Below are 25,153 nucleotides of genomic sequence, written 5' to 3' on the forward strand. Positions count from 1 at the left end.
TGATAAGTGATTAACCGGCTGCACTATATACCGCATGGTGTTAATCACTTATCACTAATCACTCATCACTGATCACCCATCACTAACCACTAAATAACTGGTCATTATGAAAAGCAAATCCTCTCAACTCATCCTTCCACTTGCCGCACTGAGTCTTGCCTCATGCGCAGAAAAAAAGGAAGAACCCAAGCGCCCTAACATCATTTTCATGATGACGGACGACCATACCACACAAGCCATGTCATGCTATGGTGGTAATCTTATTCAAACTCCGAATATGGACCGCATTGCCAATGAAGGTATCCGCTTCGATAACTGCTATGCAGTCAATGCACTCTCCGGTCCGTCCCGTGCCTGTATCCTGACAGGTAAATTCAGCCATGAGAACGGCTTTACTGACAATGCAAGTACTTTTAACGGCGATCAGCAGACTTTCCCCAAACTACTGCAACAAGCCGGATATCAAACTGCCATGATCGGCAAATGGCATCTTATCACCGAACCACAAGGCTTCGACTTCTGGAGCATTCTGAGCGGACAACATGAACAGGGTGATTATTACGACCCAGATTTTCTTGAAATGGGTAAACCTGTTGTCGAGAAAGGATATGCCACAGATATTATCACAGACAAAGCAATCAACTTTCTTGAACACCGCGATAAATCAAAACCTTTCTGCATGATGTATCATCAGAAAGCACCTCATCGCAACTGGATGCCTGCTCCCCGGCATCTGGGTATATTCAATAATACAATATTCCCTGAACCCGCCAACCTTTTCGATGATTACGAAGGACGTGGGCGTGCAGCACGTGAACAGGATATGTCTATCGAACATACATTAACGAACGATTGGGACTTGAAGTTACTCACACGTGCCGAAATGCTAAAAGATACTACCAATCGCCTGTACAGCGTCTACAAACGCATGCCGGCAGAAGTGCAGGACAAATGGGATTCAGTCTATGCACAACGTATTGCCGAGTATCATAAAGGAAACTTAAAAGGAAAGGCACTTATCAGCTGGAAATATCAGCAATACATGCGCGATTATCTGGCAACAGTACTTGCAGTAGATGAGAATATCGGACGCTTGATGAACTATCTGGAAGAGATTGGAGAACTGGATAACACAATCATCGTCTATACGTCGGATCAGGGTTTCTTCCTGGGTGAACATGGTTGGTTTGACAAACGCTTTATGTATGAAGAGTGTCAACGTATGCCACTGATAATCCGTTTCCCAAAAGGTATCAAGGCAGGAAGCACAAGTAGTGCAATCAGCATGAATGTAGACTTTGCTCCTACTTTCCTTGATTATGCAGGCGCAGATATCCCTTCGGATATACAAGGTAAATCTCTGAAGCCGATCATGGATAATGCAGGCAAAGCTCCGCTAGACTGGCGTCAGGCTGCTTATTATCACTATTATGAATATCCGGCAGAGCACTCTGTGAAGCGTCACTATGGTATTCGCACGCAGGATTTCAAACTCATTCATTTCTACAATGACATCAACGAATGGGAAATGTACGATATGAAAGCAGACCCGCGTGAAATGAATAACGTATTTAATAAACCGGAGTATGCAGAGAAGCAAAAAGAACTCATGCAGCTGTTGGAAGATACACAGAAACAATATAATGATACTGATCCGGAAGAGAAGGTAAAAGAACTATTCAAAGGAGACAGACGAATGATGCACAACAGGTGAAAAGATTAGACGATTGGACAATTGACGATTTACGATTGATATTTCCTCTTTCAGAAGAATAATCCTAATTGTAAATTGTCTAATCGTAAATCTCTCCACTGCCTTATATATAAACAAAGTAATTTCAATCGTAATTTGTAAATCGTCTAATCGTAAATATTATTATGGACAGAAGAAGTTTTCTTAAAAACACAGGTTGGTCCTTCCTGGGACTGGCCGCATCCGGTAGCCTGCTCGGTGCTTGTGCAGCGGGTAGCAAAGATGCTAAAAAAATCATGCCATCAGCAAGTGACCTTAAAATGTACTGGGGTGACTTACATAATCACTGTAACATCACTTACGGACATGGTGATATGCGCGATGCTTTTGAAGCAGCAAGAGAACAACTGGACTTTGTATCAGTGACTCCACATGCCATGTGGCCGGACATTCCCGGAGCTGATGATCCTCGTCTGAAATGGGTGATAGACTACCACACAGGTGCTTTCAAACGTCTGCGTGAAGGCAACTATGACAAATACATCGCTATGACGAAAGAGTATAATAAGGAAGGAGAATTCCTTACTTTTACGGGATACGAATGCCATAGCATGGCACACGGTGACCACGTGGCACTGTGGCATGACATTGATGTACCACTCGTAGAATGTACCTCTGTACAGGAATGGAAAGAGAAGCTAAAAAACGAGAAGGTATTTATCACCCCACACCATATGGGTTATCAGGGTGGATACCGCGGATACAACTGGGATTGTTTCACAGAAGGAGATCAGACTCCATTCGTTGAAATGTATTCTCGTCACGGACTGGCAGAAAGTGATCAGGGAGATTATAACTATCTGCATGATATGGGACCACGCCAGTGGGAAGGAACCGTGCAATACGGATTGGATCGTGGCAATAAGTTTGGTATCATGTGCTCTACAGACCAACATTCGGGTTATCCGGGTAGCTATGGCGACGGACGTATCGGTGTACTGGCTCCTTCACTGACTCGGGATGCCATTTGGGATGCTCTGAAAAACCGTCATGTATGTGGTGCGACCGGTGACAAAATTAAGATTGACTTCCGTCTGAATGACGCATTCATGGGAGACGTGGTACGTGGCAACAGCCGTCGCATCTATGTTAACGTAGAAGGTGAAAGCTGCATCGACTATGTAGATATCGTGAAAAACGGACAATGCATTGCCCGCTTGAATGGCCCATTGACTCCGATAATGCCCGAAGGTGACACTGTACACTGTAAAGTGAAAGTAGACTTTGGCTGGAATCGTGAAGAGAAATACGTGCACTGGTTAGGTAAACTCGCAGTAGATAAAGGACGTATCGTGAGCGTAACCCCCTGTTTCCGTGGCGCTGCATTTACTTCTCCGCAAGAGGGTGAAACAGAATTCCATACACATGTAAATCGTATCCTTTCTACCAATGAGAAGGAAACGGAACTCGATATGTACTCCAGTAAAAATCCGAACGTAACTACTCCCGCAATGCAGGCTGTCATCCTTGAACTGGAAATGCCTAAAGACGGAGTTCTGACAGCAGAGTTTAACGGCAAGAAGTTTGAGCATACTTTAGGCGAATTGCTCGAAGGTTCACGCTCTCACTTTATGATAGGCTGGTTGAGTGAAGCCATTCTTTTCAATCGCGCAATGCCCGAAAGCTGCTATACAGTAGAGCACTTTATGGAAGATAAAGAACCGCAAAAGGATACGGATTATTACTATGTCCGGGTTCGTCAACGCGATCAGCAGTGGGCATGGAGTTCACCGATCTGGGCGGAGAGAGTTTAAATTGTATAATGTACTTTTCTTTCGCCTTGATGCGAAAGAAAAGATACCAAAAGAAAGAATCAAGGCTGCATTTTTTCTCCTACTCACTTCCTTCGTTCCGCTAAAGGGGCTCGAACTCGCTTCGCTCAAACAATCGCCCCTTTTTGACGCTTCACTGCGGGCGTTCGCTTGACGGAGAAAAAATGAGGCCAGAGACCGTTCATCAGCGGAACTACGGTTTAGGATGAGGTAGAGATATGTGATATAAAAGTAAATATATTGCAATATAATTAATGTAATATAGTATACGTTTTTAGTTACAAGAAGCATTGTATGCTATCTACCATCCGAATGGTCCCCCCCGGCCTCATTTCCGCAGCGTCAAACGGAATGGAGGCGAAAAGCGTAAGAAGGGGCGATTGTCTGAGCGAAGCGAGTTCGAGCCCCTTTAGCTTTTCACCGTAGTGCAGTAGCGGAGAAAATGCAGCCTTGAGCTTTTCTTTTGGTATCTTTTCTTTTGCATCAAGGCAAAAGAAAAGTACATCCAACTTAATAAGATATTTTATGAACAACCTATATGCTATCGGCATCGATTTGGGCGGCACCTCCATCAAATACGCCCTCATCAGTAATGAAGGAGAATTCCCGTTTCAGGGAAAACTACCCTCTTTGGCTGATATCTCGGCAGAAGCCGTAATAGAACAATTGATAAAAGCGATCAATGAAGTAAAAGCTTTCGCCACTGAACAAGGATACAATATCGAAGGTATCGGTATCGGTACACCAGGAATTGTAGACGAAACCAACCGTATTGTTCTCGGAGGAGCCGAAAACATCAAGGGATGGGAAAAGCTCCACTTAGCGGATATAATTGAAAAAGCTACCGGACTCCCTACTTTACTTGGCAATGACGCTAATCTGATGGGATTGGGAGAAACGATGTACGGAGCAGGACAAGGAGCAACACATGTTGTGTTTCTGACTGTCGGTACAGGAATCGGAGGAGCTGTTGTGATTGACGGCAAACTATTCAACGGCTTTGCCAACCGGGGGACGGAACTGGGACATGTACCCCTCATTGCCAATGGAGAGGCTTGTGCTTGTGGTTCGGTAGGCTGTCTGGAACATTACGCTTCCACATCGGCACTGGTACGCCGTTTCACACAACGCAGTGCAGAAGCAGGCATACAATATCCGGGAAAGGAGATCAATGGTGAGCTTATTGTCCACCTCTACAAAGAGGGAAATAAACTTGCTACGGAATGTTTAGAAGAACATTGTGACTACTTAGGACATGGTATTGCCGGATTTATTAATATCTTTAGCCCGCAACGCATTGTTATTGGAGGCGGACTGTCCGAAGCGGGAAACTTCTATATAGAGAAGATCAGCCGGCAAGCACATCGTTATGCTATCCCCGATTGTGCGGTCAACACTGAAATCATTGCAGCTCGCTTAGGTAATAAAGCCGGAAGTATAGGAGCAGCAGGCTTAATATTTAATCGACGATAGTACAAAAGAAATCTGAAACACTATTATTATGAAAAGAAACTTTGGAATGCTGGCGCTCATTATGGCGTTTTGGTTCACTATATCTTTTATTACCAATATTCTGGGGCCGCTGATACCGGATATCATCCACAACTTCAATCTGAGCGACCTGGCAATGGCGGGATTCATTCCGACTTCTTTTTTCCTGGCATATGCCATCATGTCTATCCCTGCCGGATTGCTGATTGACCGTTACGGAGAGAAACCGGTACTTTTCTGTGGTTTTTTAATGCCGTTTATTGGTACCATTCTTTTCGCTTGTCTTCATACCTATCCCATGTTATTAGCCTCATCCTTTATTATCGGGTTAGGTATGGCGATGTTACAAACAGTACTGAATCCATTGCAACGTACTGTAGGAGGTGAAGAGAACTATGCTTTTGTTGCCGAACTGGCACAATTCATGTTTGGTATTGCTTCATTCCTCAGTCCATTGGTTTATACCTATCTGATACGGGAACTGAACGCTGACACCTACGTTGCCGGACATAATTTCCTACTCGATCTGCTGGCAGATGTTACTCCGAGAGAAATGCCCTGGGTATCTCTCTATTGGGTCTTTTCCGCACTATTGCTGATTATGCTGATTGCAGTCGGCATCTCACGCTTCCCGAAAATCACTCTACAGGAAGAGGAAAAAAGCGGTACCACCAGTTCCTATTTAGAGTTATTCAAACAGAAGTATGTATGGTTGTTCTTCCTGGGCATCTTCTGCTATGTAAGTACCGAGCAGGGAACTTCCATCTTCATGAGCACCTTCCTTGAGCAATACCATGATGTCAATCCACAGACAGAAGGTGCACAGGCCGTCAGTTATTTCTGGGGACTGATGACGGCAGGTTGCATCGTCGGTATGTTCCTGCTGAAACTGATGGATAGTAAACGGTTGTTGCAAATCTCAGGATTCCTGACTATGATATTGTTACTGACCGCTCTATTTGGCACGCGTGAAATGTCGCTGATTGCTTTCCCGGCTATCGGATTCAGTATATCGATGATGTTTAGTATCATCTTCTCTTTAGCTTTAAACTCAGCACGGAAACATCACGGTTCGTTTGCCGGGATTCTTTGTTCGGCGATTGCAGGTGGTGCAGGTGGTCCAATGATTGTCAGTACACTGGCAGATGCCACTTCACTGCGCACAGGTATGCTGAGTATTCTGATATTCGTGGGATATATAACCTTTATAGGCTTCTGGGCACACCCGCTTATCAACAATAAAACGGTGAAATTAAAAGAACTTTTTAAATAATGTGATAATATGCCAATGTGCCAATTGGCTGCGCGACGTTTACTCACCGCATGGTAATTGGCATATTATTATTAATTAGTCTTTAAATCATGAAACGAATCACTTACTATTTCCTCTTTGCCGCCCTCCTGTCTTCTACTTCAGTAGGAGCGCAGAACAGCATCATGCATCTGACACAATCTACACTTATGCATGAAGTACGCGAAACTCCCTCCCCACTCGACGGACAACACATTACAATGAACCCGCCACGCTTCATGTGGCCGGATAAATTCCCTCACCTCGGCGCTGTACTCGATGGCGTGGAAGGTGAAGAGCAGAAACCACACGTAACTTATCGCATACGTATCGCCCGCGACAAAGACTTCCGGCAAGGAGTCATTACCGCCGAACGTAACTGGGCTTTCTTCAATCCATTCCAACTCTTTGAGAAAGGTACTTATTACTGGCAACATGCTTATGTAGACAAGAACGGTAAAGAAGAGTGGTCGCCTGTTTATCATTTCTATATAGATGAGAATACGCGTACTTTCAATCCACCTTCATTGCAAGAGTTACTAACCAAACTTCCTGCAGAACACCCTCGTATTCTTCTCGACTTTAAAGAATGGAACGACATCATCGCCCGAAATCAGAATAATCCGGAAGCGCAGTCTTACATCAACAAAGCCGATAAATGTATCATGCACCCCCTGAAACACCTGGCAGAAGAAATTGATACCAGCGCAGTGGTGAAACTAACAAACATCGTACAATACAAATCCGCCCTTATCCGCGAAAGCCGAAAGATTGTAGATCGTGAAGAGAAAAATATAGAAGGCATGATACGTGCTTATCTACTGACTAAAAACGAAGTATATTATCGTGAAGCAATGAAGCGTCTTACCGAAATCCTCTCCTGGAAAGACAGTAAGTATTTTGCCGGTGACTTTAACCTCGGTACAATTCTCTCCATGAGCACTTCGGCTTACGACGCCTTCTACCACCTGCTCACCCCTACTGAGAAAACTCTTTTACTGGGTAGTATCCGGGAGAATGGAAGCAAGTTTTTCGAAGAATACGTCAACCATCTTGAGAACCGTATTGCCGATAATCACGTTTGGCAAATGACTTTCCGTATCCTTACAATGGCTGCATTTGCTACTTACGGCGAACTCCCCGAAGCCTCTACCTGGGTAGATTATTGCTATAACGAATGGGTATCACGCCTGCCGGGACTTAATGCAGACGGAGGATGGCATAACGGAGACTCCTATTTTCACGTGAACATCCGTACACTGATTGAAGTACCCGCTTTCTTCTCACGTGTCACCGGATTCGATTTCTTTGCTGATCCATGGTACAACAAGAATGCATTGTACGTTATCTATCAGCAACCTCCTTTCTCTAAAGCTGCCGGACAGGGAAATTCTCACGAAAATCAAAAGACTCCCAGCGGAGCACGTGTAGGCTACGCTGATGCATTGGCACGCCAATGTAATAATCCGTGGGCGGCTGCTTACGTACGATCTATAAAAGAACGTCAACCGGACATCTTCCAGAGTTCTTTCGAAGCGAAACCTGCCGACCTTACCTGGTATCGTTGTATCACTAAAAAGCCTTTCCCGGCTGAAGATGTTTTCCCCATTGGTAAACGTACCCTCGATGATATGCCACAGACACACGTTTTCAATGAAACGGGATTAGGGAATATGAATACTTCTCTGGGAGAACCGGAGAAGAATGCCATGCTCTCCTTCCGCAGTAGTTCTTACGGAAGTACCTCACATGCACTTGCCAATCAAAATGCATTCAATACATTCTACGGTGGTAAAGAGATTTTCTATAGCAGCGGTCACCGTACAGGTTTCACTGACGATCATTGCATGTATTCTTACCGTAACACCCGTGCCCACAACTCTATCCTCGTGAACGGTATGGGACAGAAAATTGGTACAGAGGGTTATGGCTGGATACCGCGTTGGTATGAAGGAGAAAAACTCTCTTATTTTGTAGGCGACGCTTCAAATGCCTATGGTAAAGTAACCTCTCCTCTCTGGCTCGAGCGTGCGCGCCTCAGCGGAACAAAGTTTACTCCGGAGAATGGTTGGGATGAGAATAAATTGAATATGTTCCGCCGCCACGTTATCCAACTGGGTAAAACAGGGGTCTATGTCATTTATGATGAGCTGGAAGGAAAAGAACCTGTAACCTGGAGCTATCTGTTGCATACCACCTCATTCCCAATGGACGTAAAACGTCAGTCACCTGATGCTATTACCGTTACAGGACGCAATGCGGTTGACGGTGTATCGGTTGCTCATCTGTTCTGTTCTGCTCCTGTACAAGAGGCTTTAACAGATACTTTCTTCTGCCCGCCTACCAACTGGAAAAATGTGACGGACAAAAATGGAAAGACCGTGAAGTATCCCAATCACTGGCACTTCTCGGCTACAACACCACAAACAACTACCGCTCGCTTTTTGACTATCATCGATACACATGGTAAAGACCGGACAGATATGAAAGTGACCCGTAAAGGCAACACCTGGCTGGTAGGTGACTGGATGATCCGATGTAACCTTACCCCGACAGGTAAAGCCGCTATCAGCATAAGCAACAAGACAGAGAAAGCATCTCTGATTTATGACGCTGCCAAAAACGAAGGTGCCACACTCATAAATGAACAAACAGACGGAAAGAAAATCGAAAAGAAACTGGTAGACTATCTGCCCGATTTCGAAATATAATACTTCCCGGTGCTTCCCGCACAGGGAAGTGCAACAAGTGATTATGAGGCTGAAACGCAGATTAACGCTAATTTCCGCAAAGCAGAACAAGTATAAGACTAAAATAACGGTCTTTATAATCTGCAGAAATTTGCGTTAATCTGCGTTTCATCAGATATAATAATTGTTATCTTTGCATGTAAATGTAATAAACTAAAAAGAAACAGTATGAAATATATCGGAGCACATGTCAGTGCCTCGGGTGGTGTAGAAAACGCCCCTGTCAATGCACACGAAATAGGTGCTAATGCCTTTGCACTTTTCACCAAGAATCAACGCCAGTGGGTGAGCAAACCTCTGACCGAAGAAAACATCCGCCTTTTTAAGGAGAACTGCGAAAAGTATAACTTCAAACCGGAGTATATCCTTCCCCATGATAGTTATCTTATCAACCTGGGACATCCCGAACCAGATGCACTGGAGAAAAGCCGTGCCGCCTTTTTAGACGAAATGCAACGTTGCGAACAGTTGGGATTGAAACTGCTAAACTTTCATCCGGGCAGTCATTTGAATAAAATTTCAGTAGAAGACAGCCTTGACCTCATTGCAGAAAGCATCAATATCACGCTGGAAAAGACGAAAGGAGTAACGGCGGTTATTGAAAATACTGCGGGACAAGGCAGCAACTTAGGAAATGAGTTCTGGCATCTGAAATATATCATCGATCGTGTAGAGGACAAAAGCCGGGTTGGCGTCTGTCTGGATACCTGCCACACGTTCACGGCAGGGTACGATTTCCTTGGAGATTATGATGCCGTGTTTAACGAATTTGAAGAAGTAGTAGGATTCCGCTATCTCCGTGGAATGCACCTCAATGATTCTAAGAAAGAATTGGGCAGCCATGTAGACCGCCACGACAGCATCGGAAAAGGACTGATCGGTTTCGCTTTTTTTGAAAAGCTAATGCGCGATCCACGCTTTGACAATATGCCGTTGATACTCGAAACAATAGACGAAACGTTGTGGCCCGAAGAGATAGCCTGGCTGCGGGAACAATCGGAAAACAAGTAAACAAATAGTTTTCTTAAAATAAAAGGGAAAAAGCTTGACTTTGATAAAGTAAAGTAGTATCTTTGTAAGAGTAATGATAAAGTATATTCAGATTAAACTGAGGCAAAAGAGGGAAGTTGTAACTTTCCTCTTTTTTTTCGTCCTCCTCGTTCAAAGCACTCCTGAGCAAGGTTGTTAAGTAAGGTTTCCTCGGTACTTACATGAATTTCCTCGGTATGAAACGGTTTATTACCTGGTATGTTACGATTCATTTCATACCATGTTGCGATGCAAATGCTACTGTGTTGCAATGCAACAGATGCTTTACAACGAAAAGTGCCCTTTTTAGTTAAGAATCAATAAATCGACTCTTGACAAAAAGAAGCTGCCGGAAACCGATTTGTAAACAAAAACAATCTCCGGTATAAAAGAAAACGATCTGTTACTTGCGTGCTGCTATTGCCAGAAATATACCAAGTACCACTCCCAATAAAGCCGCAAACAATACACGTGCATCACCCGGCAAAAGGAAAGTTATGGTATGGGCGGGAAACCAAAAGAACGGAATAGTCTTCTTAAAAACAAAGCCCCATTGTACTTTCCAATTAAGATTCTGCAAAATCTGCCCCATAGGAATGGGAGTAAAGAAGCCCTTCATCGTACCTCCGGTAGCAAGAATGTGAGTATCAGTAACCTTATGCAGGGTCATAAATACTGGTCCGAAAATGGTATTCATCGTTACAGAAATAGCCAACGCCAGTAATACTTTATCGATTGAAAGAGGGCCGGACATTATACTACCGGCATCCGCTACTCCCAGATAAGAAGCAAAGGCTGGAACTCCGTTAGAGAAAACAACAAAAGCCATGTTGATCCCCAATCCGAGCAATCCCCAAACAAATGCACGGGGCAAAATACCAAAACCACGGCGATGATAAGAACCGGTACTGATACGAAGCCCAATCACCTCGCCCAAAGTGGAAAGAATAGCAAACTTAATAAAGCTCATTACCATACCATGAGAAGCATTAAACTGCTTATAGGCATCATACACCGCATCACTCAAAAAGAAAGGGAGGAAGCAGACAAGCACGCAAAGGAAAAAAAGAAAATCGTGTTTTTTCATTTCTATAGTTGTATTTCAGTATGGCTACAAATATAGATAAAAGAAATGAAATTCAAAGAATTATCAGTCAAAAGTGCCGGTATATTCCATAAATCAGCATACAAATGCTCTATACGATCCGTTATTAATAGATATTTGCCATGCTTACCAATGGTTCGTATAACTTTTCGATGTCTTGTGCATCCATCTCTATTTGTACCTGATCTCCCGGAATAAGCCGGGTACCGGCCGGGGTCAAGTCTTTCCGGTCACGGTGTACATTGATAATGATACAATGTTCGGGTAATCTTAGCTCATTCACCTCTTTACCATCCAGATAAGACCCGGTCATGATCTCTACCGAAAGTGTATAACGCTTTTGCTGCTGAAAATCGGGGGTATTTATCATATCATTGTATAAAGTGACATTGAAAGGCTTTATTTGCAATAACTCCGTGAAATAATACGTCAGTCCGCCTACCACCACAGAGGGATAGAAAACTTCAAAGTGTCCTGTTATCTCTGTTATCAGAACAATAGCCGTCAGTGGAGTCCGGATAACAGCAACAAGAAAAGCAGACATACTGATCAGCATAATATAACTCACATTCTCCTGGGCAATAAACCCTCTTTGTACCAATATCAGAGCTACAATCTGCCCGAATAACCCACCAGTCACCAACGTAGGGATAAAGTTTCCTCCCGGCAATCCGGAAGAGATGGAAAGCGCCGTAAATACAAAATGAACCATCATCATTGCCAACACCCACATAACCTGCCTACTCCCATCGGTGACCTGTTCTAATAGGAATTGTTCACCTCCTCCCGTCAGATTCACTTGCAACAGTGAAATAGCATAAGCAATCACTAACAGATAGAGCATCTTCATATACACAGGATGTTTCACCTGCGAATAGACTTGTTTGAAATACAACGTCAATTCCGAATAGAATTTTCCAAAGAGAGAGATAACCACTGCAAGTAACAGGAATAGTTTTACCTGAGATAAAAAAGGAAGCAATGGTTCGATAGCATCTATAAGACGATAAGGACTGATGGGAAATATCCAGCTTGCCACACCCCCGGCTACCACACCGGCGAGTAACGTAGTAATAGCTGTTTTCGGTGCATCAAAGCGTTCGATTGATTCAATTACTAACAATGAGGAAGCAAGAGGGGCCGAAAATGCAGCTGCCAATCCGGCACCTGCTCCGGCAGCCAAAAGTTGTTTACGCTCTCCGGCAAGTACCCGTGTCCACTTGGAAACAAGGCAACCAACGTAAGAGCCAATCTGTACAGAGGGACCTTCACGCCCTAAAGATAACCCCGCAGTCAATGCAAGAACTCCTCCCGCAAACTTAGATACCATTTCTATAAAAGGATGTTTATAGGAGATGCGGCCATTGATAACCCCTCTCGTTTGCGGAATACCACCACCGGTGATGAGTGGCATCTTACGAACTAACCAGGAAACAAAGATAAGTATTCCCCATAATGCCAGGAACAACATAATATGCCAATACCAACGGGGATGAGCGTCAAAGAATGTGCGCCGGATATCGAAAAAGAATTGTAACAGATAATGATAAGGCACGGCAATAAGCCCTGTCAGCAATCCCACAAAGATGCTGACAAAGTACAATCTGGCATCAATCAGCTTTAATTTCCAGACATGCCATCCCCTTACTCCTTTCAAGCTTTTCCAGTGTTCGAACATACCCCAATAAGATATTTGCCGGGTATAACAATGAAACAACAAGAGATGTTTGTGAACGAAAGATTATTTATTTATCTATATCTTGCGTTTACCTGACATACTTGTTTAATAAGAACCTGTTTAAATTTACAAAAGGAAAATTTAAACAGATTCTTATGTCTGAAGATGGTTTTACTCTGTTTCTTTCAATTTTTGTTGCAAAAGATGCAACCTTATCACAACAATAATCGTTATATATACATTTACTATTATTCAAAAAAATCAGAAACATTTATGGAATACAGACAATTAAACGGCTCAGGACTTTTTGTTCCGGCATTGAGCTTAGGAACAGCAACCTTTGGAGGTACTCACGGTTTTGAAGGTTGGGGAAATACAGGTGTTGCCGAAGCCACCCGCATGGTAGATATGTGCCTGGAAGCCGGACTAAATCTCTTTGACACAGCCGATATTTATTCTCGTGGTTTGTCGGAAGAAATACTTGGCAAAGCTATTTCCGGAAAGCGAAACCGCCTTCTCATCTCCACCAAAGCCACTTTCCCAATGGGAGAAGACCGGAATGAAATGGGAGCTTCCCGCTTTCACATTATCAATGCCTGTGAAGCCAGTCTGCGACGTTTGGGAACAGACCATATCGACATCTATTATATGCACGGCTTTGATGGCGCTACTCCGTTGGAAGAGACCCTTAGCGCACTGGACAATCTTGTTCAAAGCGGAAAGGTACGCTACATCGGATGCTCCAATTTCTCCGGCTGGCAGTTAATGAAGTCACTGGCTGTTTCCGACAAATACGGTTGGTCACGTTATGTAGCCCACCAGGTGTATTACTCTTTGCTCAACCGTGAGTTTGAATGGGAACTGATGCCACTTGGCGTCGATCAGCAAGTTGGTACATTTGTCTGGAGTCCGTTAGCAGCAGGACGTTTGGGAGGACGTTATCGTCGTAACAATCCGATTCCGGAAGATGGAAGAGTAGCCCGTGGCGGTGCTCCGGTAGGTGATGAGATCATGTCATACGATCTTCTTTACAATATTATTGATATTCTGGAAGATATTGCGGGAGAGACAGGAAAAACTGTAGCACAGGTAGCACTAAACTGGCTATTGCAACGCCCCACTATCTGCAGTCTTGTGATTGGCGCACGAACAGAAGAACATTTGAAACTAAACCTCGGAGCCATTGGCTGGAGTCTGACAGCAGAACAAATAAAGCGATTGGATAAGGCAAGTAAAACGCCAAAAATATATCCATATTGGCATCAGAATCAGTTCCCTGAATTAAAATCACAACTGATATTTTAATATGCCCTACCACACATACTGTAAGTAGACAAATAAAGATCAATGAATTGTTTCACCGATTATTAAGTAGTTAATTCTAAAATGATTGGTGAAACAATTTAGATTTAAACAGCTCCGTTATAACAACAGATTACCAGAACTTATTATGTTCCGGGCTATATTCAAAGCCTGCATTTTTGAGCTGATCAATAATGTCCTCTTTCTCTACATTCAGATCATCACACAATTCATCCAACGAAGAATAGTTATCACGAAGCTTCATGTTGATGACACTAAACAGCATCATCGGGTCTTTAGGTAATTCCATATTAAACACGATTTTGTAACCGGGGCACAAAGATATAGTTTTTCAAGATTAACAGACGCAAATGCAACAAAGTTTTATGCATAACACTTGCTTCCACTCCTGCATACCGTTTTTTTATTCACCCGTTTATTTCCAAGAGTTTTATCAGGCTTGTCCGTTGAATAGAGAATGTATTCCCTTCTTCCTGAACATACTTGAGCAACCAGAGACCGTCCTGCCGGAGTTTGGATTTTTGCAGGACATGATCTGAAGACATATCTTCTGATAATTTCAGCATACTCATAGCAGCAAGTTCTATTTTTCCCATTTCGTCAGGATCGCCTTTATACCGTCCGATCAACTCCTGCATATCCATACCAATCAACTGCTCGGCAGGAAAGCCTAAAATTTGTCTGGTCAGGCAATCATACTCTACCCACTCTTGCTTGCGAAGTTTCTTCTTATTCAGAATAGCATTTGCAATCAAAGAGATAATTTCCTGAATCATCCGTACCAGATAGTCTTGTTTAATCATATCTTTTCGTATTCATTGAATATATTTCATTCGGACTGCAAAATAACAAATATCCTGCTTATCTTCACTCCTCTTGATGAACTGTTTTTTCTATCTTTAACGTTACCTTCTCTATTATCTTACTCAACTCTTCCTCTAACGGGATCGTATTAAACTCTTCCCAGAAACTTTCATCATATTTAAAATCAATATCTGCAAGTACTGTATGTATTGGTACCCTTTCAGTACGGGAAAAACGGGCCACATTATCCCTATCCACCTTGCATGTTACCATTTCGAACCATGTATGCAAAGTGGGATTACTGAACAGTGCCCGTTTTTTCTTCATCCTAAAAAACAAATCGCCGCGGATATGGTGAATATAGTAAGTGCCTCTCCACGGTTTATACGAAATAGTATATACCACCTTTTGTGCTGTCAGGTTTACACTGGGAGCTTGCCGGACAACAAAAATCCTTGTAGCTTTTTTTATATACCGGGGTTGCATTTCAATCCGTGCCTGTAGTAAAGCCCCATTTTCCGAATCAATATATAACTCCCCGCAATAAAGCGGTTCTTTACCCCCTTGCTTCTGCTCAAAAGAAACCACATTTACACAACGGTCATCTATAGAGGTGATGCCACCAGAAGTATATGTATACGGATTATCATCTGCATCAACAGATAGAAAATCCGGCAGATCTTTCATTATATCCAGTTGCAGGCAAGCCTGAATACCCGCCCTAATCTTAGCTATCAGGCTATCTGTACTTTCACGATTGTCCATCCTGCTCATCTTCAGCAACTTCACCTGATCCAATACCCCGGATTCATCCAGAGGAGATTTATAAACTTTGAATACAGCTTCCGTCAGGTTCTGGAACTTGTTCTTTAACTGAACTCCTTCCCTGTAAAATGTTGTCAGATGAACTGGGACCAATGAATAATTTTCCTCTCGCCGCTTTAGCATTTCCCTCAACAACTTTTTGGGTTCTACCAACCGGATCAGAACCTCCTGCAAGGGAACGATTTTAGGCTCCAGACTCAGTATATTGTCGCACCCCGTAAGCATAGCCGCTTCAACATTTTGCGCCACATAACCCAAATGAGAAAAAGAGAGAAACCCATCTCTCAGAGAGTCGGGTAAATGAAGTCTGAACTCACCGTCTTTATTTGTAATATTACCTATCGAAGTACCTTGAATTGTCACTGATGCATTGACCACTGGTTCCCCGGTTTCTTTATCCAACAAAGTACCGGTAATTGTGGAAAAGGCTGGCAAGGACAATTGACTCTCTTTTTTTATATTCTTATTCTTTTCTACAGGAGGCAGGATTAATATATGTCCTCCAATCACCTTTAAAACCAATCTCCTGTTACCGGTTATTTCATAAATAGCCTGCCGAATTGTACAGTCTTTCTCTCTTGTCTTTGTCACAACATCATTGTTCACGACCTTACTATCATAAACAAAAAGATATCCGGAACGTTCTGAGACTTTACCCAACAAGAAATACACCGTACCTTTCATCTTAGGCAGACTGATAACACGATCCAGAACATCATCTCCATCTGCTCTTATTGTACCAGCAGCAATAAAAAGCAGTCCGAAGAAAAGCAGACAGAGAGGATATAGTTTCATATTTTTAAACTTTAAGAATCATCGTTCAGACAAAATCAGTTTATCTCCTTCACGAGTATATTTCAAATTTAACGCCCAACAGATCAGTTCGGCAACCGTATCGGGTGAGTTGTCCAGAAACTCAATAGTCAGCTTGCGTTTACCCAAATCCAATGAACCAGTTTGTATCTGTAACGCAGAATTTTCAGCATTCACTACCCGCAGGATATCTTCCAAGCTTTCATCCTTAAAACGTATATTCTTTGTATAGACACCAGACTCATCACCTCTTGAAGTCTCACTTAACTGTAATTGCTGTGATTGTAATGTAACCGTTTCGCCCGCATTCACAAAAACACTGTAACCTCCCTGTTTCAGTGATACCTTCACCTTACCACGCCGCACAGACAAACTAAAAGGAACTTCTTCATTACTACGGACATTAAAAGCTGTCCCCAATACTTCTATCTGTACCTTCTCGGTTTCAATCAAGAAAGTTTGTTCATGTTTCTTCGCCACATCAAAAAAGGCTTCTCCATGCAAATTAACCTCTCTCTTATCCGTAGCAAAATGTTCAGGATACTGCAAGACACTCTCCTGCCCCAGATAAACAATAGAGCCGTCTTCAAGAGTAGTGACCAACGTTGACTTCTCTCTGTTTTCCTGAATTACCAGATTAAGATTTTTAGTATCATTTCCCGGCATTAACCACCAAACGGACATCAGACAAACCACTCCTGTCAGCATAGCAGCAACTACAGTTCCCCATTTTAAGAAAAGCCTGCGACGGATCACCTCCTCTCCCACCTCTACAAGCAGGCTGTCTTTATTCAAACGAGTATACAAGTGCCTCCATGCCTCATCTGTCCTCACTTTATTTTTATTTACTTCAGTCATTTCGTAAGAATATAATTATCTATTTCATTTCGTAAAGTCCGGAGTGCTTTTGTCATCTCTGCTTCCACTGTTTTGACAGACAATGAAAGAAACGAAGCAATCTCTACATATTTCTTTCCTTCCATACGATGCATTTCAAATATCCTGAGTCTGCGCCCCGGCAGTTTATCAAGTGTATGGCGGATAACCTCCTGCAACTCCTCATACTCCAACTGCCGGTGAGGATCAGACACCTGTTCTGAAACATTATCTGCCAGCACGTACTCCCGATACCGTTCTCTGACTTCTCTATGCTGGCAGTATTGAAGCGCTTCATTGCGTGTTGCCCTGTACAGATAACTTTTAATGGATTGAAATATCTGCAAATGTTCCCGGTCTTTCCAAAATACGTAGAAAAGTTCTTCTACTATCTCTTCGGCAGCTTCCACTTCGCCTGTTATACCTGCAGCATACCAGCAAAGGGGCGAATAATAGCATCGGAAAATTTCCTCGAATGCCTTTATATCACCCTCTTTTATTTTAGCAAGTATGAACAGTTCATTTAGCATACCCGAATCATTATTGGTACCAAATATATAAAAAACTATCTGAACTCTAACGAGATTGCTTTTTCAATTTGTTCACAGCGTGTTCCAAAGACTCAGTAGGTTCAATGATATTGTATTCTTTCCAGAAGTCTTCGTTCCAGTATTCATCTACTAAATCATAAAACACTTGCTTTTCTTTGAAAGCCGTCTTATTAGAAATAGCTGTAAAGTTATCCTCCTGCCTGTCTGTTACCACCATCTCAGAATAAACTGTATATCCCGAAGAGAAGAGGCGCTTCTTCCAATCACATTTGAAACGGATGGTATTCCAAATATAGTTTAAATACGTCTTCCCATTCTGCTCTTTATACGTCACCAGATAGGATACTTCCTGTGGCTTAAACTGTAAACCCAAAGGTTTCTTATGTAAAATAGCTTCCACGGCTTTCGTTTTATTTTTCATATCCAGCGAAAACTCTGCCCGGGTAAATGCCAGTTTCTCAAAATCAATATACAGTTTCCCATAAAACAATGCATACATCAGGCTAACTTTAGGCCGAAAACTGATTACATATTGCATACGGTTATCAAAATTCACAGGCTCTTCGATGTGAAACTCATAATAATCCAAATCTCCCATATTCAGTAATGCATCCTGATTCTTCACGACATCCAGATAAATAGCCAAACTGGGACCTCCCACTACCTTCACAGCCAATGTGTCACTGTTTTTCTGACTCAGCAAACGACGCCCTTTCTGGAGTTGCACCTTATCTTTCACAGGTACACGGTCATTATAAGCTGTCTTATATACATCTATAACAGCCTCCGACACACTGATGTAACGACGCCTCTTTTGTACTGTTTCTCTGTAAAATGTTGTCAGCATATTCTCATTAGGAGAATAGTTTACCGGGATTTTTCTAATTGCTTCTTCTACAATGCCACGGGCATTATTACCAAAAATCACAATCTCACTCAGTAAATTAGGTGCTGGTATCATCCACACAGTCAATGTGGATAAGTCCTTATTTTCTTTCAAAGAGATCTGAGTATTGAGGTACCCGATATGAGATACTTCCAGCCCCCGGACTATTTCAGCATCTTTGATCTTAAGAGAGAATAGACCATCTGAATTTGTTACCGTCCCAATATTTGTACCGGGCACAGAAACATTCACATTCTCCAGCTTTTTCCTATCATCCTTGTTTCTTACAACCCCTGTAACCGTGAAATAGCCATCCACTTCTTCCCGTGCCTGCAAAGGGGCAATATCCAATAGTAAGAAAAACATCAACCAGCCCATTATAACTCCAACTAACTTTTTCATCTTCGTATGATTTTAAAGGTGAATAATTCTTGCTTTCTACTTATAAGATCGCTTAGAAGTAGAAAACCCTATTAAAATTCGATGAATAATTTTTCTTCTTTTGCGTTATATCTGGAATTAGCCAACATTCCCATATTAAACCACTGATAATCAAGCAATATAAGAATGTACACTTTTATACCTCAATAATGTACACTCTTGCTATGGATCATTGTACACTTTTGCAATAGATGATTGTACACTTTTGCAAAGTTGAAAAATATTAATTAAAATAGTAGTCAATAGAAGTACAACTTTTTATTAGTTAGTATACTTCCTCCTAAAAAATTCTCTAAAAAAAGGAGCCGTAAGTCAATGACCTACGGCTCTCTCTTTTAATATATTAATCGTTTACTGATCGAATTTACTTGACTTTCTCAAAGTCTGCATGATATATTTATCAACGACTTCCGTACATGTGTTGTAAATATAATGCCCCCAAATAAGCATCCATAAGCAACAACAACTCTTGCTTATAAAAATACGATATTCTTAAACAACGGGATGTAAACGCATAAAAATCAAAAGAGAACGGTAATTTTTACTGATTTTTCGGTTTTATCCTTACCTTTGTAAATGATATTGGGGTGTTATACCCGAACAACAATAAGAAAACGATGCAGATACATAACTAATTCAAATTATAAAACTATTTATTATATTGAATATATGTCAATATGGAGCAAGCTCATAGGAATCAAGAAAACCGAGGATAGAAACAATATCATTGGTAATAAAACGATCTCTGTACCATGTAGTGCCACAAATTATGCTATAGTAGATGTTGAAGTCGGCTTGAAAGATCATAAAATTCATGATATAGGAGCACTCAAACATGATGACACTACATTCCATAAAACTTCAAAAGAAAAACTGTTTATTTTCTTAAACAACATAGATTACATCTGTGGCCATAATATCATTCATCATGATGCCAAATATCTGTTCACGAACAAAACATGCCGCTGGATTTTAGTTGATACACTTTATGTCTCGCCTTTATTATTCCCGGAACGCCCTTACCATAGGCTTGTGAAAGATGACAAACTGATTAGTGAACAGATGAATAATCCGGTGAACGATTGCAAAAAAGCAAAAGACTTATTACTGGACGAAATAGCACGCTGGAATTCATTGCCGGAGAAAAAGCGTATACTATTCGCATCGTTACTGAAGGACAAGAAAGAATTTGAGGGATTTCTTAGCATGGTAAGTGCAAAGTATATCCATGAAGGAATACCTGAACTTATAAAAGAACTTTATACTGGAAAGATTTGCCATCATGCCGACCTCGACATGCTCATCGAACAATATCCATGCGGATTGGCATACGCACTGGCTCTGATTGAGACCACCGACTATCGTTCTATCACTCCCGGATGGGTACTTTACAATTATCCGGAAGTAGAATTTATTGTAAAACTCCTGCGCCACACTAATTGCCAGGAAGGTTGCGGCTACTGCCATACGCAATTGGATGTACTCTATAATCTAAAAGCATTTTTCGGATATGAACGTTTCCGAACATACGAAGGCGAGCCACTGCAAGAACGAGCAGCCCAAGCAGCGGTGAAAGGCAAATCGTTGCTGGCGATATTTCCTACCGGTGGCGGCAAATCACTCACCTTCCAATTGTCGGCACTCATGGCAGGACACTCCGTGCACGGGCTTACGGTTATCATCTCCCCTTTGCAGTCTCTCATGAAAGACCAGGTAGATAACCTTGCCGACAGAGGTATCACGGATGCCGTAACCATAAATGGAATGTTAGACCCCATAACAAGAGCACTATCCATACAAAGAGTACAAGACGGAGAAGCCTCACTGTTGTATATATCCCCGGAAATGCTTCGTTCAAAAACAATCGAGAAAATATTGGTGGCACGCCACGTTGTAAGATTTGTAATAGATGAAGCGCATTGCTTTTCTTCATGGGGGCAGGATTTTAGAGTTGACTATCTCTACATTGGTAAATTCATCCGAAAGTACCAGCAAAAGAAAAAATGCAAAAACCCGATCCCCGTATCCTGCTTTACGGCTACTGCAAAACAGAAAGTAATACAAGACATCTGCGACTATTTCAAGCAAACCTTGGACTTGAACTTAGAGTTATTCGCATCAACAGCCTCAAGAACAAATCTGCACTATTCCGTCATACATGTAGAAAGTGACAATGACAAATATTTAAAGCTGAGAGAACTTGTAGCGGAATCCGATTGCCCGACAATTGTTTACGTATCACGTACCAAACGAACAAAAGAACTAGCAGTTAAATTGACGCGTGACGGTTACAAGGCGCTACCTTTCAATGGTAAAATGGAAGCTGATGAAAAAATTGCCAACCAGGATGCCTTCATGAACGATCAGGTGCACATCATTGTGGCTACGTCTGCATTTGGCATGGGGGTCGATAAGAAAGATGTCGGTCTTGTGGTACATTATGATATTTCCGATTCGCTGGAGAACTACGTTCAAGAAGCAGGCAGAGCTGGTCGTGATCCCGGCCTCAGTGCACGTTGCTATGTGCTTTATAGTGACAATGATTTGGACAAACATTTTATATTACTAAACCAAACGAAACTAAGTATCAGTGAAATACAACAAGTATGGAAAGTTGTCAAAAACCTTACCAGACAGCGCATGAAAGTCAACTGTTCTGCATTGGAAATTGCCCGGCAAGCAGGATGGGACGATTCGGTATCTGACATTGAAACTCGTGTACGAACAGCACTAGCGGCTTTGGAACAAAGCGGATACTTGGTAAGAGGAAACAATGTACCTCATGTATATGCCACAGGAATCACGGTGAAAAACATGGACGAAGCAAGAGAACGCATTTCAGCGTCAGTACTCTTTGGGAGCGATGAAATAGAAAAGGCAATCCGCATCATCAAATCACTGATATCCCAAAAACACATCGCTAAGGCCCAGGATTCAGAAGCAGAATCACGGATCGACTATCTGGCAGATATCTTGGGACTAAGCAAAAGAGAAGTTATATCCGTAGTGGAACGCATGCGACAGGAAGGCATATTGGCAGACAGCAAAGATATATCTGCCTATTTGCAGGATATAGGTGATTCGGAACGAAAGTCGCAAATACTCCTCGAACGCTTTGCAAAACTTGAACAATATATCCTTAACCATATTCCCGACGGCTCTTTGCGAATTTCATGTAAGCAACTGAATGAGAACGCCGTAAACGACGGAATCAATACATCCAAAGAAAAAGACATCCGAACTCTGCTCTATTTCCTTACCGTAAAAGGATATACACGTAAGAAAGAAGATGCGGTCCGTAATATGGAGATAAGCCGTCAAGCAGACTTGGAATCTACCATCAGACGCTTCGAAAAACGATTGGAAATAAGTCGTTTTACCGTGGAATGGTTATACAAGTTGGCCTCAGATGCAGAAAAGGAAAACACACCCGGCAAAGCTATCCAGTTCTCTGTAGTAGAACTTCTAAACCGAATAAAATCAAGTCCTCAATCCCTTTTCGGCGGACTTGACGACATTCAGTTAGAAGACGTGGAAGAAGCACTTCTATACTTGTCGAAAATCGGTGCGCTAAAACTTGAAGGCGGCTTCTTGGTACTTTATAATGCCATGAATATCCAAAGAATAAAGGATAACAAGTCGAGATACAAGCAAGACGACTACCGGATGCTAAATGAATTCTACAAACTGAAAATCCAACAAGTGCATATTGTGGGCGAATATGCCAATTTGATGGTGAAAGATTATCATGCAGCACTGCAATATGTTCAAGACTATTTCCAAATGGATTATAGGAAGTTTGTCACAAAATATTTCAAAGGCGACAGAATTAGCGAGATACAACGTAACTTGACGCCACAGAAGTACAAGCAGTTATTTGGGCAATTGTCCAAACGGCAAATGGAAATTATCTCCGATAAGGATTCACGTTGCATTGTGGTCGGAGCTGGTCCAGGTAGTGGAAAAACACGAGTATTGATTCACAAACTGGCCTCACTTCTGCTACTTGAAGACGTGAAACACGAACAGCTCCTGATGCTGACATTTTCAAGAGTAGCCGCAACAGAATTCAAACAAAGACTCATGGAATTGATAGGTAACGCTGCCCATTTTGTCGAAATAAAAACATTCCACTCCTATTGCTTCGATCTTCTGGGACGGATAGGAAATCTTGAGGATGCAAAAAATGTCGTTGCAAAGGCAGCTGAGATGATCAACCAAGGAGAAGTAGAACCAAATAAAATCGGCAAGACGGTGCTGGTCATAGATGAGGCTCAGGATATGGGAGCCGAAGAGCATGCGCTTGTAAAGGCTTTAATGACTGATAATGAGGAAATGCGTGTGATAGCAGTGGGAGACGATGACCAGAACATCTATGAATTCCGCGGTTCCGATTCCGACTATATGTACCGGTTGGCGCAAGAAAGCGGAAGTACATTTGTCGAAATGACTGAGAATTACCGCAGCGCGCGCCAGCCAGTGGATTTTGCCAACGGATTCTTGAAAACTATTAATAAAAGGATAAAAAGTACACCTATCATCTCTATGAGAAAAGAGAAAGGTTGGGTGGAAGTAATACGTCATCATTCAACATATATGTATCAGCCGCTTGTGGAAAACTTACTTCAACACAAGGACAAAGGCACTTCGTGTGTACTCACCCAAACAAACGAAGAAGCCGTCATCTTGATAGCCCTCCTGCGAAAGCATGGTATAAACAGTAAACTGGTACAATCAATGGACGGTTTACGTTTTTGGAACATGGCGGAAATGAGATACTTCCTGAGGTATATAGACAAACAGATAAAAACACCGCTAATCACAGAAGAACTATGGGAAGAAGCCAAGCATGCAACCTTTTCTATTTATGACAGAAGTCTAAGTTTGACGTATGTGAAGCGGTGTGTGGAACAGTTTGAACAAACCAACAAAACAAAATATTTCAGTGACTTCAAGGAATTTGTATTTGAGTCGTCAGTGGAAGACTTTTGCGACACATCAGGCACCGATGTCGTAGTATCAACCATCCACAAAACTAAAGGCAGGGAGTTTGATGATGTATATATGCTCATATCCGACAACTATGTAAAGGATGCCCATCTGATGCGTAGATATTACGTAGGAATAACTCGTGCAAAAAACAGACTATTCATACATACAAATGGCGATTGCTTCAATCATTTAAGTGCAAACTTATATCTCATTGACCAACAACAATATGATATGCCTGAAGAAATTATACTACAGCTCTCTCACAAAGATGTCAATTTGGGATTCTTCAAAGAACGGAAACAAGAGGTTTTAGCACTAAGAGGAGGAGATTCTTTAATTTACAATGATTTCTTCTTGTATAGTTCATCAACTGATAAACCTATAGCAAAATTATCATCAAGAATGCAGGGTACGTTATCCGAATGGAAACAAAGAGGTTACAAGGTAAAATCCGCATCTGTACGGTTCGTTGTGGCATGGAAACCTAAAGATGCACAAAAGAATGAACCGGAAACGGCTGTTCTTTTAGCAGATTTGGTGCTTTCTATGTAAGTCAAGATAATGCCTGTGAAAGAAGTAGCTAACAAAGTAAATTGTACCCTAAGGAATTAGAAAAAGTGTTAATCTTATTAAAACATCAAAATGAAAAGTAACAGAGTCTTAAAAAAGATTTACTTAGTTTACTCATAAACTATTTAGGGATATTCCCAAAATAATAAAAATTAAGGCAACTAATTCATTGCGAGTTAGTTGCCTTTTTTGTATCTTTAAGC

16 protein-coding genes are annotated in these 25,153 nt (G+C 42.0%); 8 read left to right on the plus strand and 8 right to left on the minus strand.

Annotation, left to right across the window (positions count from 1 at the left end; all coding sequences use genetic code 11):
• Positions 1–106 precede the first annotated feature (106 nt).
• From ACESQI_RS18405 to nfo, 6 genes are all read left to right on the plus strand, one after another.
• A complete protein-coding gene (locus ACESQI_RS18405) occupies positions 107–1,714 on the plus strand; it encodes a sulfatase (RefSeq protein ID WP_025866940.1) in 1,608 nt (535 codons plus the stop codon).
• Positions 1,715–1,878: 164 nt separating this feature from the next.
• Positions 1,879–3,507 (plus strand): Tat pathway signal sequence, encoded by a 1,629-nt coding sequence (locus ACESQI_RS18410; protein WP_195349860.1) that lies wholly within the window; start codon positions 1,879–1,881, stop codon positions 3,505–3,507.
• A gap of 543 nt (positions 3,508–4,050) precedes the next feature.
• Positions 4,051–4,998: an ROK family protein gene (locus tag ACESQI_RS18415; RefSeq protein WP_320969979.1), complete on the plus strand. Its 948-nt coding sequence runs from the start codon at positions 4,051–4,053 to the stop codon at positions 4,996–4,998.
• A 28-nt stretch (positions 4,999–5,026) separates the two neighbouring features.
• Entirely contained in the window at positions 5,027–6,289 is a 1,263-nt protein-coding gene (locus ACESQI_RS18420) for a sugar MFS transporter (protein WP_182416618.1), read from the plus strand.
• A gap of 86 nt (positions 6,290–6,375) precedes the next feature.
• Positions 6,376–9,018: a DUF4962 domain-containing protein gene (locus ACESQI_RS18425; RefSeq protein WP_373126713.1), complete on the plus strand. Its 2,643-nt coding sequence runs from the start codon at positions 6,376–6,378 to the stop codon at positions 9,016–9,018.
• A 207-nt stretch (positions 9,019–9,225) separates the two neighbouring features.
• Positions 9,226–10,068 carry a deoxyribonuclease IV gene (gene nfo / locus ACESQI_RS18430; protein ID WP_025867731.1) on the plus strand — a complete coding sequence of 281 codons (843 nt, stop codon included), beginning with the start codon at positions 9,226–9,228 and terminating at the stop codon, positions 10,066–10,068.
• A gap of 421 nt (positions 10,069–10,489) precedes the next feature.
• Here nfo and ACESQI_RS18435 read toward each other — a convergent pair whose 3' ends face one another.
• Both ACESQI_RS18435 and ACESQI_RS18440 read right to left on the minus strand, forming a co-directional pair.
• A complete protein-coding gene (locus tag ACESQI_RS18435; protein ID WP_002561955.1) occupies positions 10,490–11,173 on the minus strand; it encodes a hypothetical protein in 684 nt (227 codons plus the stop codon).
• 124 nt (positions 11,174–11,297) lie between these two features.
• Positions 11,298–12,869, minus strand: coding sequence for a ClC family H(+)/Cl(-) exchange transporter (locus ACESQI_RS18440; RefSeq protein ID WP_368106552.1), 1,572 nt, complete (start codon positions 12,867–12,869; stop codon positions 11,298–11,300).
• 273 nt (positions 12,870–13,142) lie between these two features.
• Here ACESQI_RS18440 and ACESQI_RS18445 point away from each other — a divergent pair, with 273 nt between their 5' ends.
• On the plus strand, positions 13,143–14,174 hold the full coding sequence (locus ACESQI_RS18445; protein WP_320997126.1) for an aldo/keto reductase: 1,032 nt from the start codon (positions 13,143–13,145) through the stop codon (positions 14,172–14,174).
• Between the two features lie 130 nt (positions 14,175–14,304).
• On the opposite strand, the gene ACESQI_RS18450 is transcribed toward ACESQI_RS18445, so the two are convergent.
• From ACESQI_RS18450 to ACESQI_RS18475, 6 genes are all read right to left on the minus strand, one after another.
• Complete coding sequence (locus ACESQI_RS18450) at positions 14,305–14,481, minus strand: DUF4250 domain-containing protein (RefSeq protein WP_002561958.1); 177 nt, start codon at positions 14,479–14,481, stop codon at positions 14,305–14,307.
• 118 nt (positions 14,482–14,599) lie between these two features.
• A complete protein-coding gene (locus ACESQI_RS18455; protein WP_007484679.1) occupies positions 14,600–14,995 on the minus strand; it encodes a hypothetical protein in 396 nt (131 codons plus the stop codon).
• Positions 14,996–15,059: 64 nt separating this feature from the next.
• Positions 15,060–16,616: a carboxypeptidase-like regulatory domain-containing protein gene (locus tag ACESQI_RS18460; protein ID WP_281961984.1), complete on the minus strand. Its 1,557-nt coding sequence runs from the start codon at positions 16,614–16,616 to the stop codon at positions 15,060–15,062.
• A gap of 18 nt (positions 16,617–16,634) precedes the next feature.
• Positions 16,635–17,492, minus strand: coding sequence for a FecR family protein (locus tag ACESQI_RS18465; protein WP_373126706.1), 858 nt, complete (start codon positions 17,490–17,492; stop codon positions 16,635–16,637).
• Positions 17,489–18,040, minus strand: a complete 552-nt coding sequence (locus ACESQI_RS18470; RefSeq protein ID WP_002561962.1) for an RNA polymerase sigma-70 factor — start codon at positions 18,038–18,040, stop codon at positions 17,489–17,491. Before ACESQI_RS18470 ends, ACESQI_RS18465 begins: the two co-directional genes overlap by 4 nt.
• A gap of 46 nt (positions 18,041–18,086) precedes the next feature.
• Complete coding sequence (locus ACESQI_RS18475; RefSeq protein ID WP_007484673.1) at positions 18,087–19,349, minus strand: carboxypeptidase-like regulatory domain-containing protein; 1,263 nt, start codon at positions 19,347–19,349, stop codon at positions 18,087–18,089.
• Between the two features lie 708 nt (positions 19,350–20,057).
• Here ACESQI_RS18475 and ACESQI_RS18480 point away from each other — a divergent pair.
• A complete protein-coding gene (locus ACESQI_RS18480) occupies positions 20,058–24,932 on the plus strand; it encodes a RecQ family ATP-dependent DNA helicase (RefSeq protein ID WP_373126708.1) in 4,875 nt (1,624 codons plus the stop codon).
• The last annotated feature ends 221 nt before the right edge of the window (positions 24,933–25,153 follow it).

This window comes from Bacteroides sp. HPS0048 (genome assembly GCF_964240755.1).
Classification (GTDB): Bacteria; Bacteroidota; Bacteroidia; order Bacteroidales; family Bacteroidaceae; genus Bacteroides; species Bacteroides nordii.

Excerpts from the sequence above, each read along its gene's own strand:
- ACESQI_RS18420 (WP_182416618.1), top strand. The coding sequence starts at position 5,027 with ATGAAAAGAAACTTTGGAATGCTGGCGCTCATTATGGCGTTTTGGTTC.
- ACESQI_RS18440 (WP_368106552.1), bottom strand. The coding sequence starts at position 12,869 with ATGTTCGAACACTGGAAAAGCTTGAAAGGAGTAAGGGGATGGCATGTC.
- ACESQI_RS18405 (WP_025866940.1), top strand. The coding sequence starts at position 107 with ATGAAAAGCAAATCCTCTCAACTCATCCTTCCACTTGCCGCACTGAGT.
- ACESQI_RS18480 (WP_373126708.1), top strand. The coding sequence starts at position 20,058 with ATGTCAATATGGAGCAAGCTCATAGGAATCAAGAAAACCGAGGATAGA.
- ACESQI_RS18455 (WP_007484679.1), bottom strand. The coding sequence starts at position 14,995 with ATGATTAAACAAGACTATCTGGTACGGATGATTCAGGAAATTATCTCT.
- ACESQI_RS18415 (WP_320969979.1), top strand. The coding sequence starts at position 4,051 with ATGAACAACCTATATGCTATCGGCATCGATTTGGGCGGCACCTCCATC.
- ACESQI_RS18470 (WP_002561962.1), bottom strand. The coding sequence starts at position 18,040 with ATGCTAAATGAACTGTTCATACTTGCTAAAATAAAAGAGGGTGATATA.
- nfo (WP_025867731.1), top strand. The coding sequence starts at position 9,226 with ATGAAATATATCGGAGCACATGTCAGTGCCTCGGGTGGTGTAGAAAAC.
- ACESQI_RS18435 (WP_002561955.1), bottom strand. The coding sequence starts at position 11,173 with ATGAAAAAACACGATTTTCTTTTTTTCCTTTGCGTGCTTGTCTGCTTC.
- ACESQI_RS18460 (WP_281961984.1), bottom strand. The coding sequence starts at position 16,616 with ATGAAACTATATCCTCTCTGTCTGCTTTTCTTCGGACTGCTTTTTATT.
- ACESQI_RS18465 (WP_373126706.1), bottom strand. The coding sequence starts at position 17,492 with ATGACTGAAGTAAATAAAAATAAAGTGAGGACAGATGAGGCATGGAGG.
- ACESQI_RS18410 (WP_195349860.1), top strand. The coding sequence starts at position 1,879 with ATGGACAGAAGAAGTTTTCTTAAAAACACAGGTTGGTCCTTCCTGGGA.
- ACESQI_RS18475 (WP_007484673.1), bottom strand. The coding sequence starts at position 19,349 with ATGAAAAAGTTAGTTGGAGTTATAATGGGCTGGTTGATGTTTTTCTTA.
- ACESQI_RS18450 (WP_002561958.1), bottom strand. The coding sequence starts at position 14,481 with ATGGAATTACCTAAAGACCCGATGATGCTGTTTAGTGTCATCAACATG.
- ACESQI_RS18445 (WP_320997126.1), top strand. The coding sequence starts at position 13,143 with ATGGAATACAGACAATTAAACGGCTCAGGACTTTTTGTTCCGGCATTG.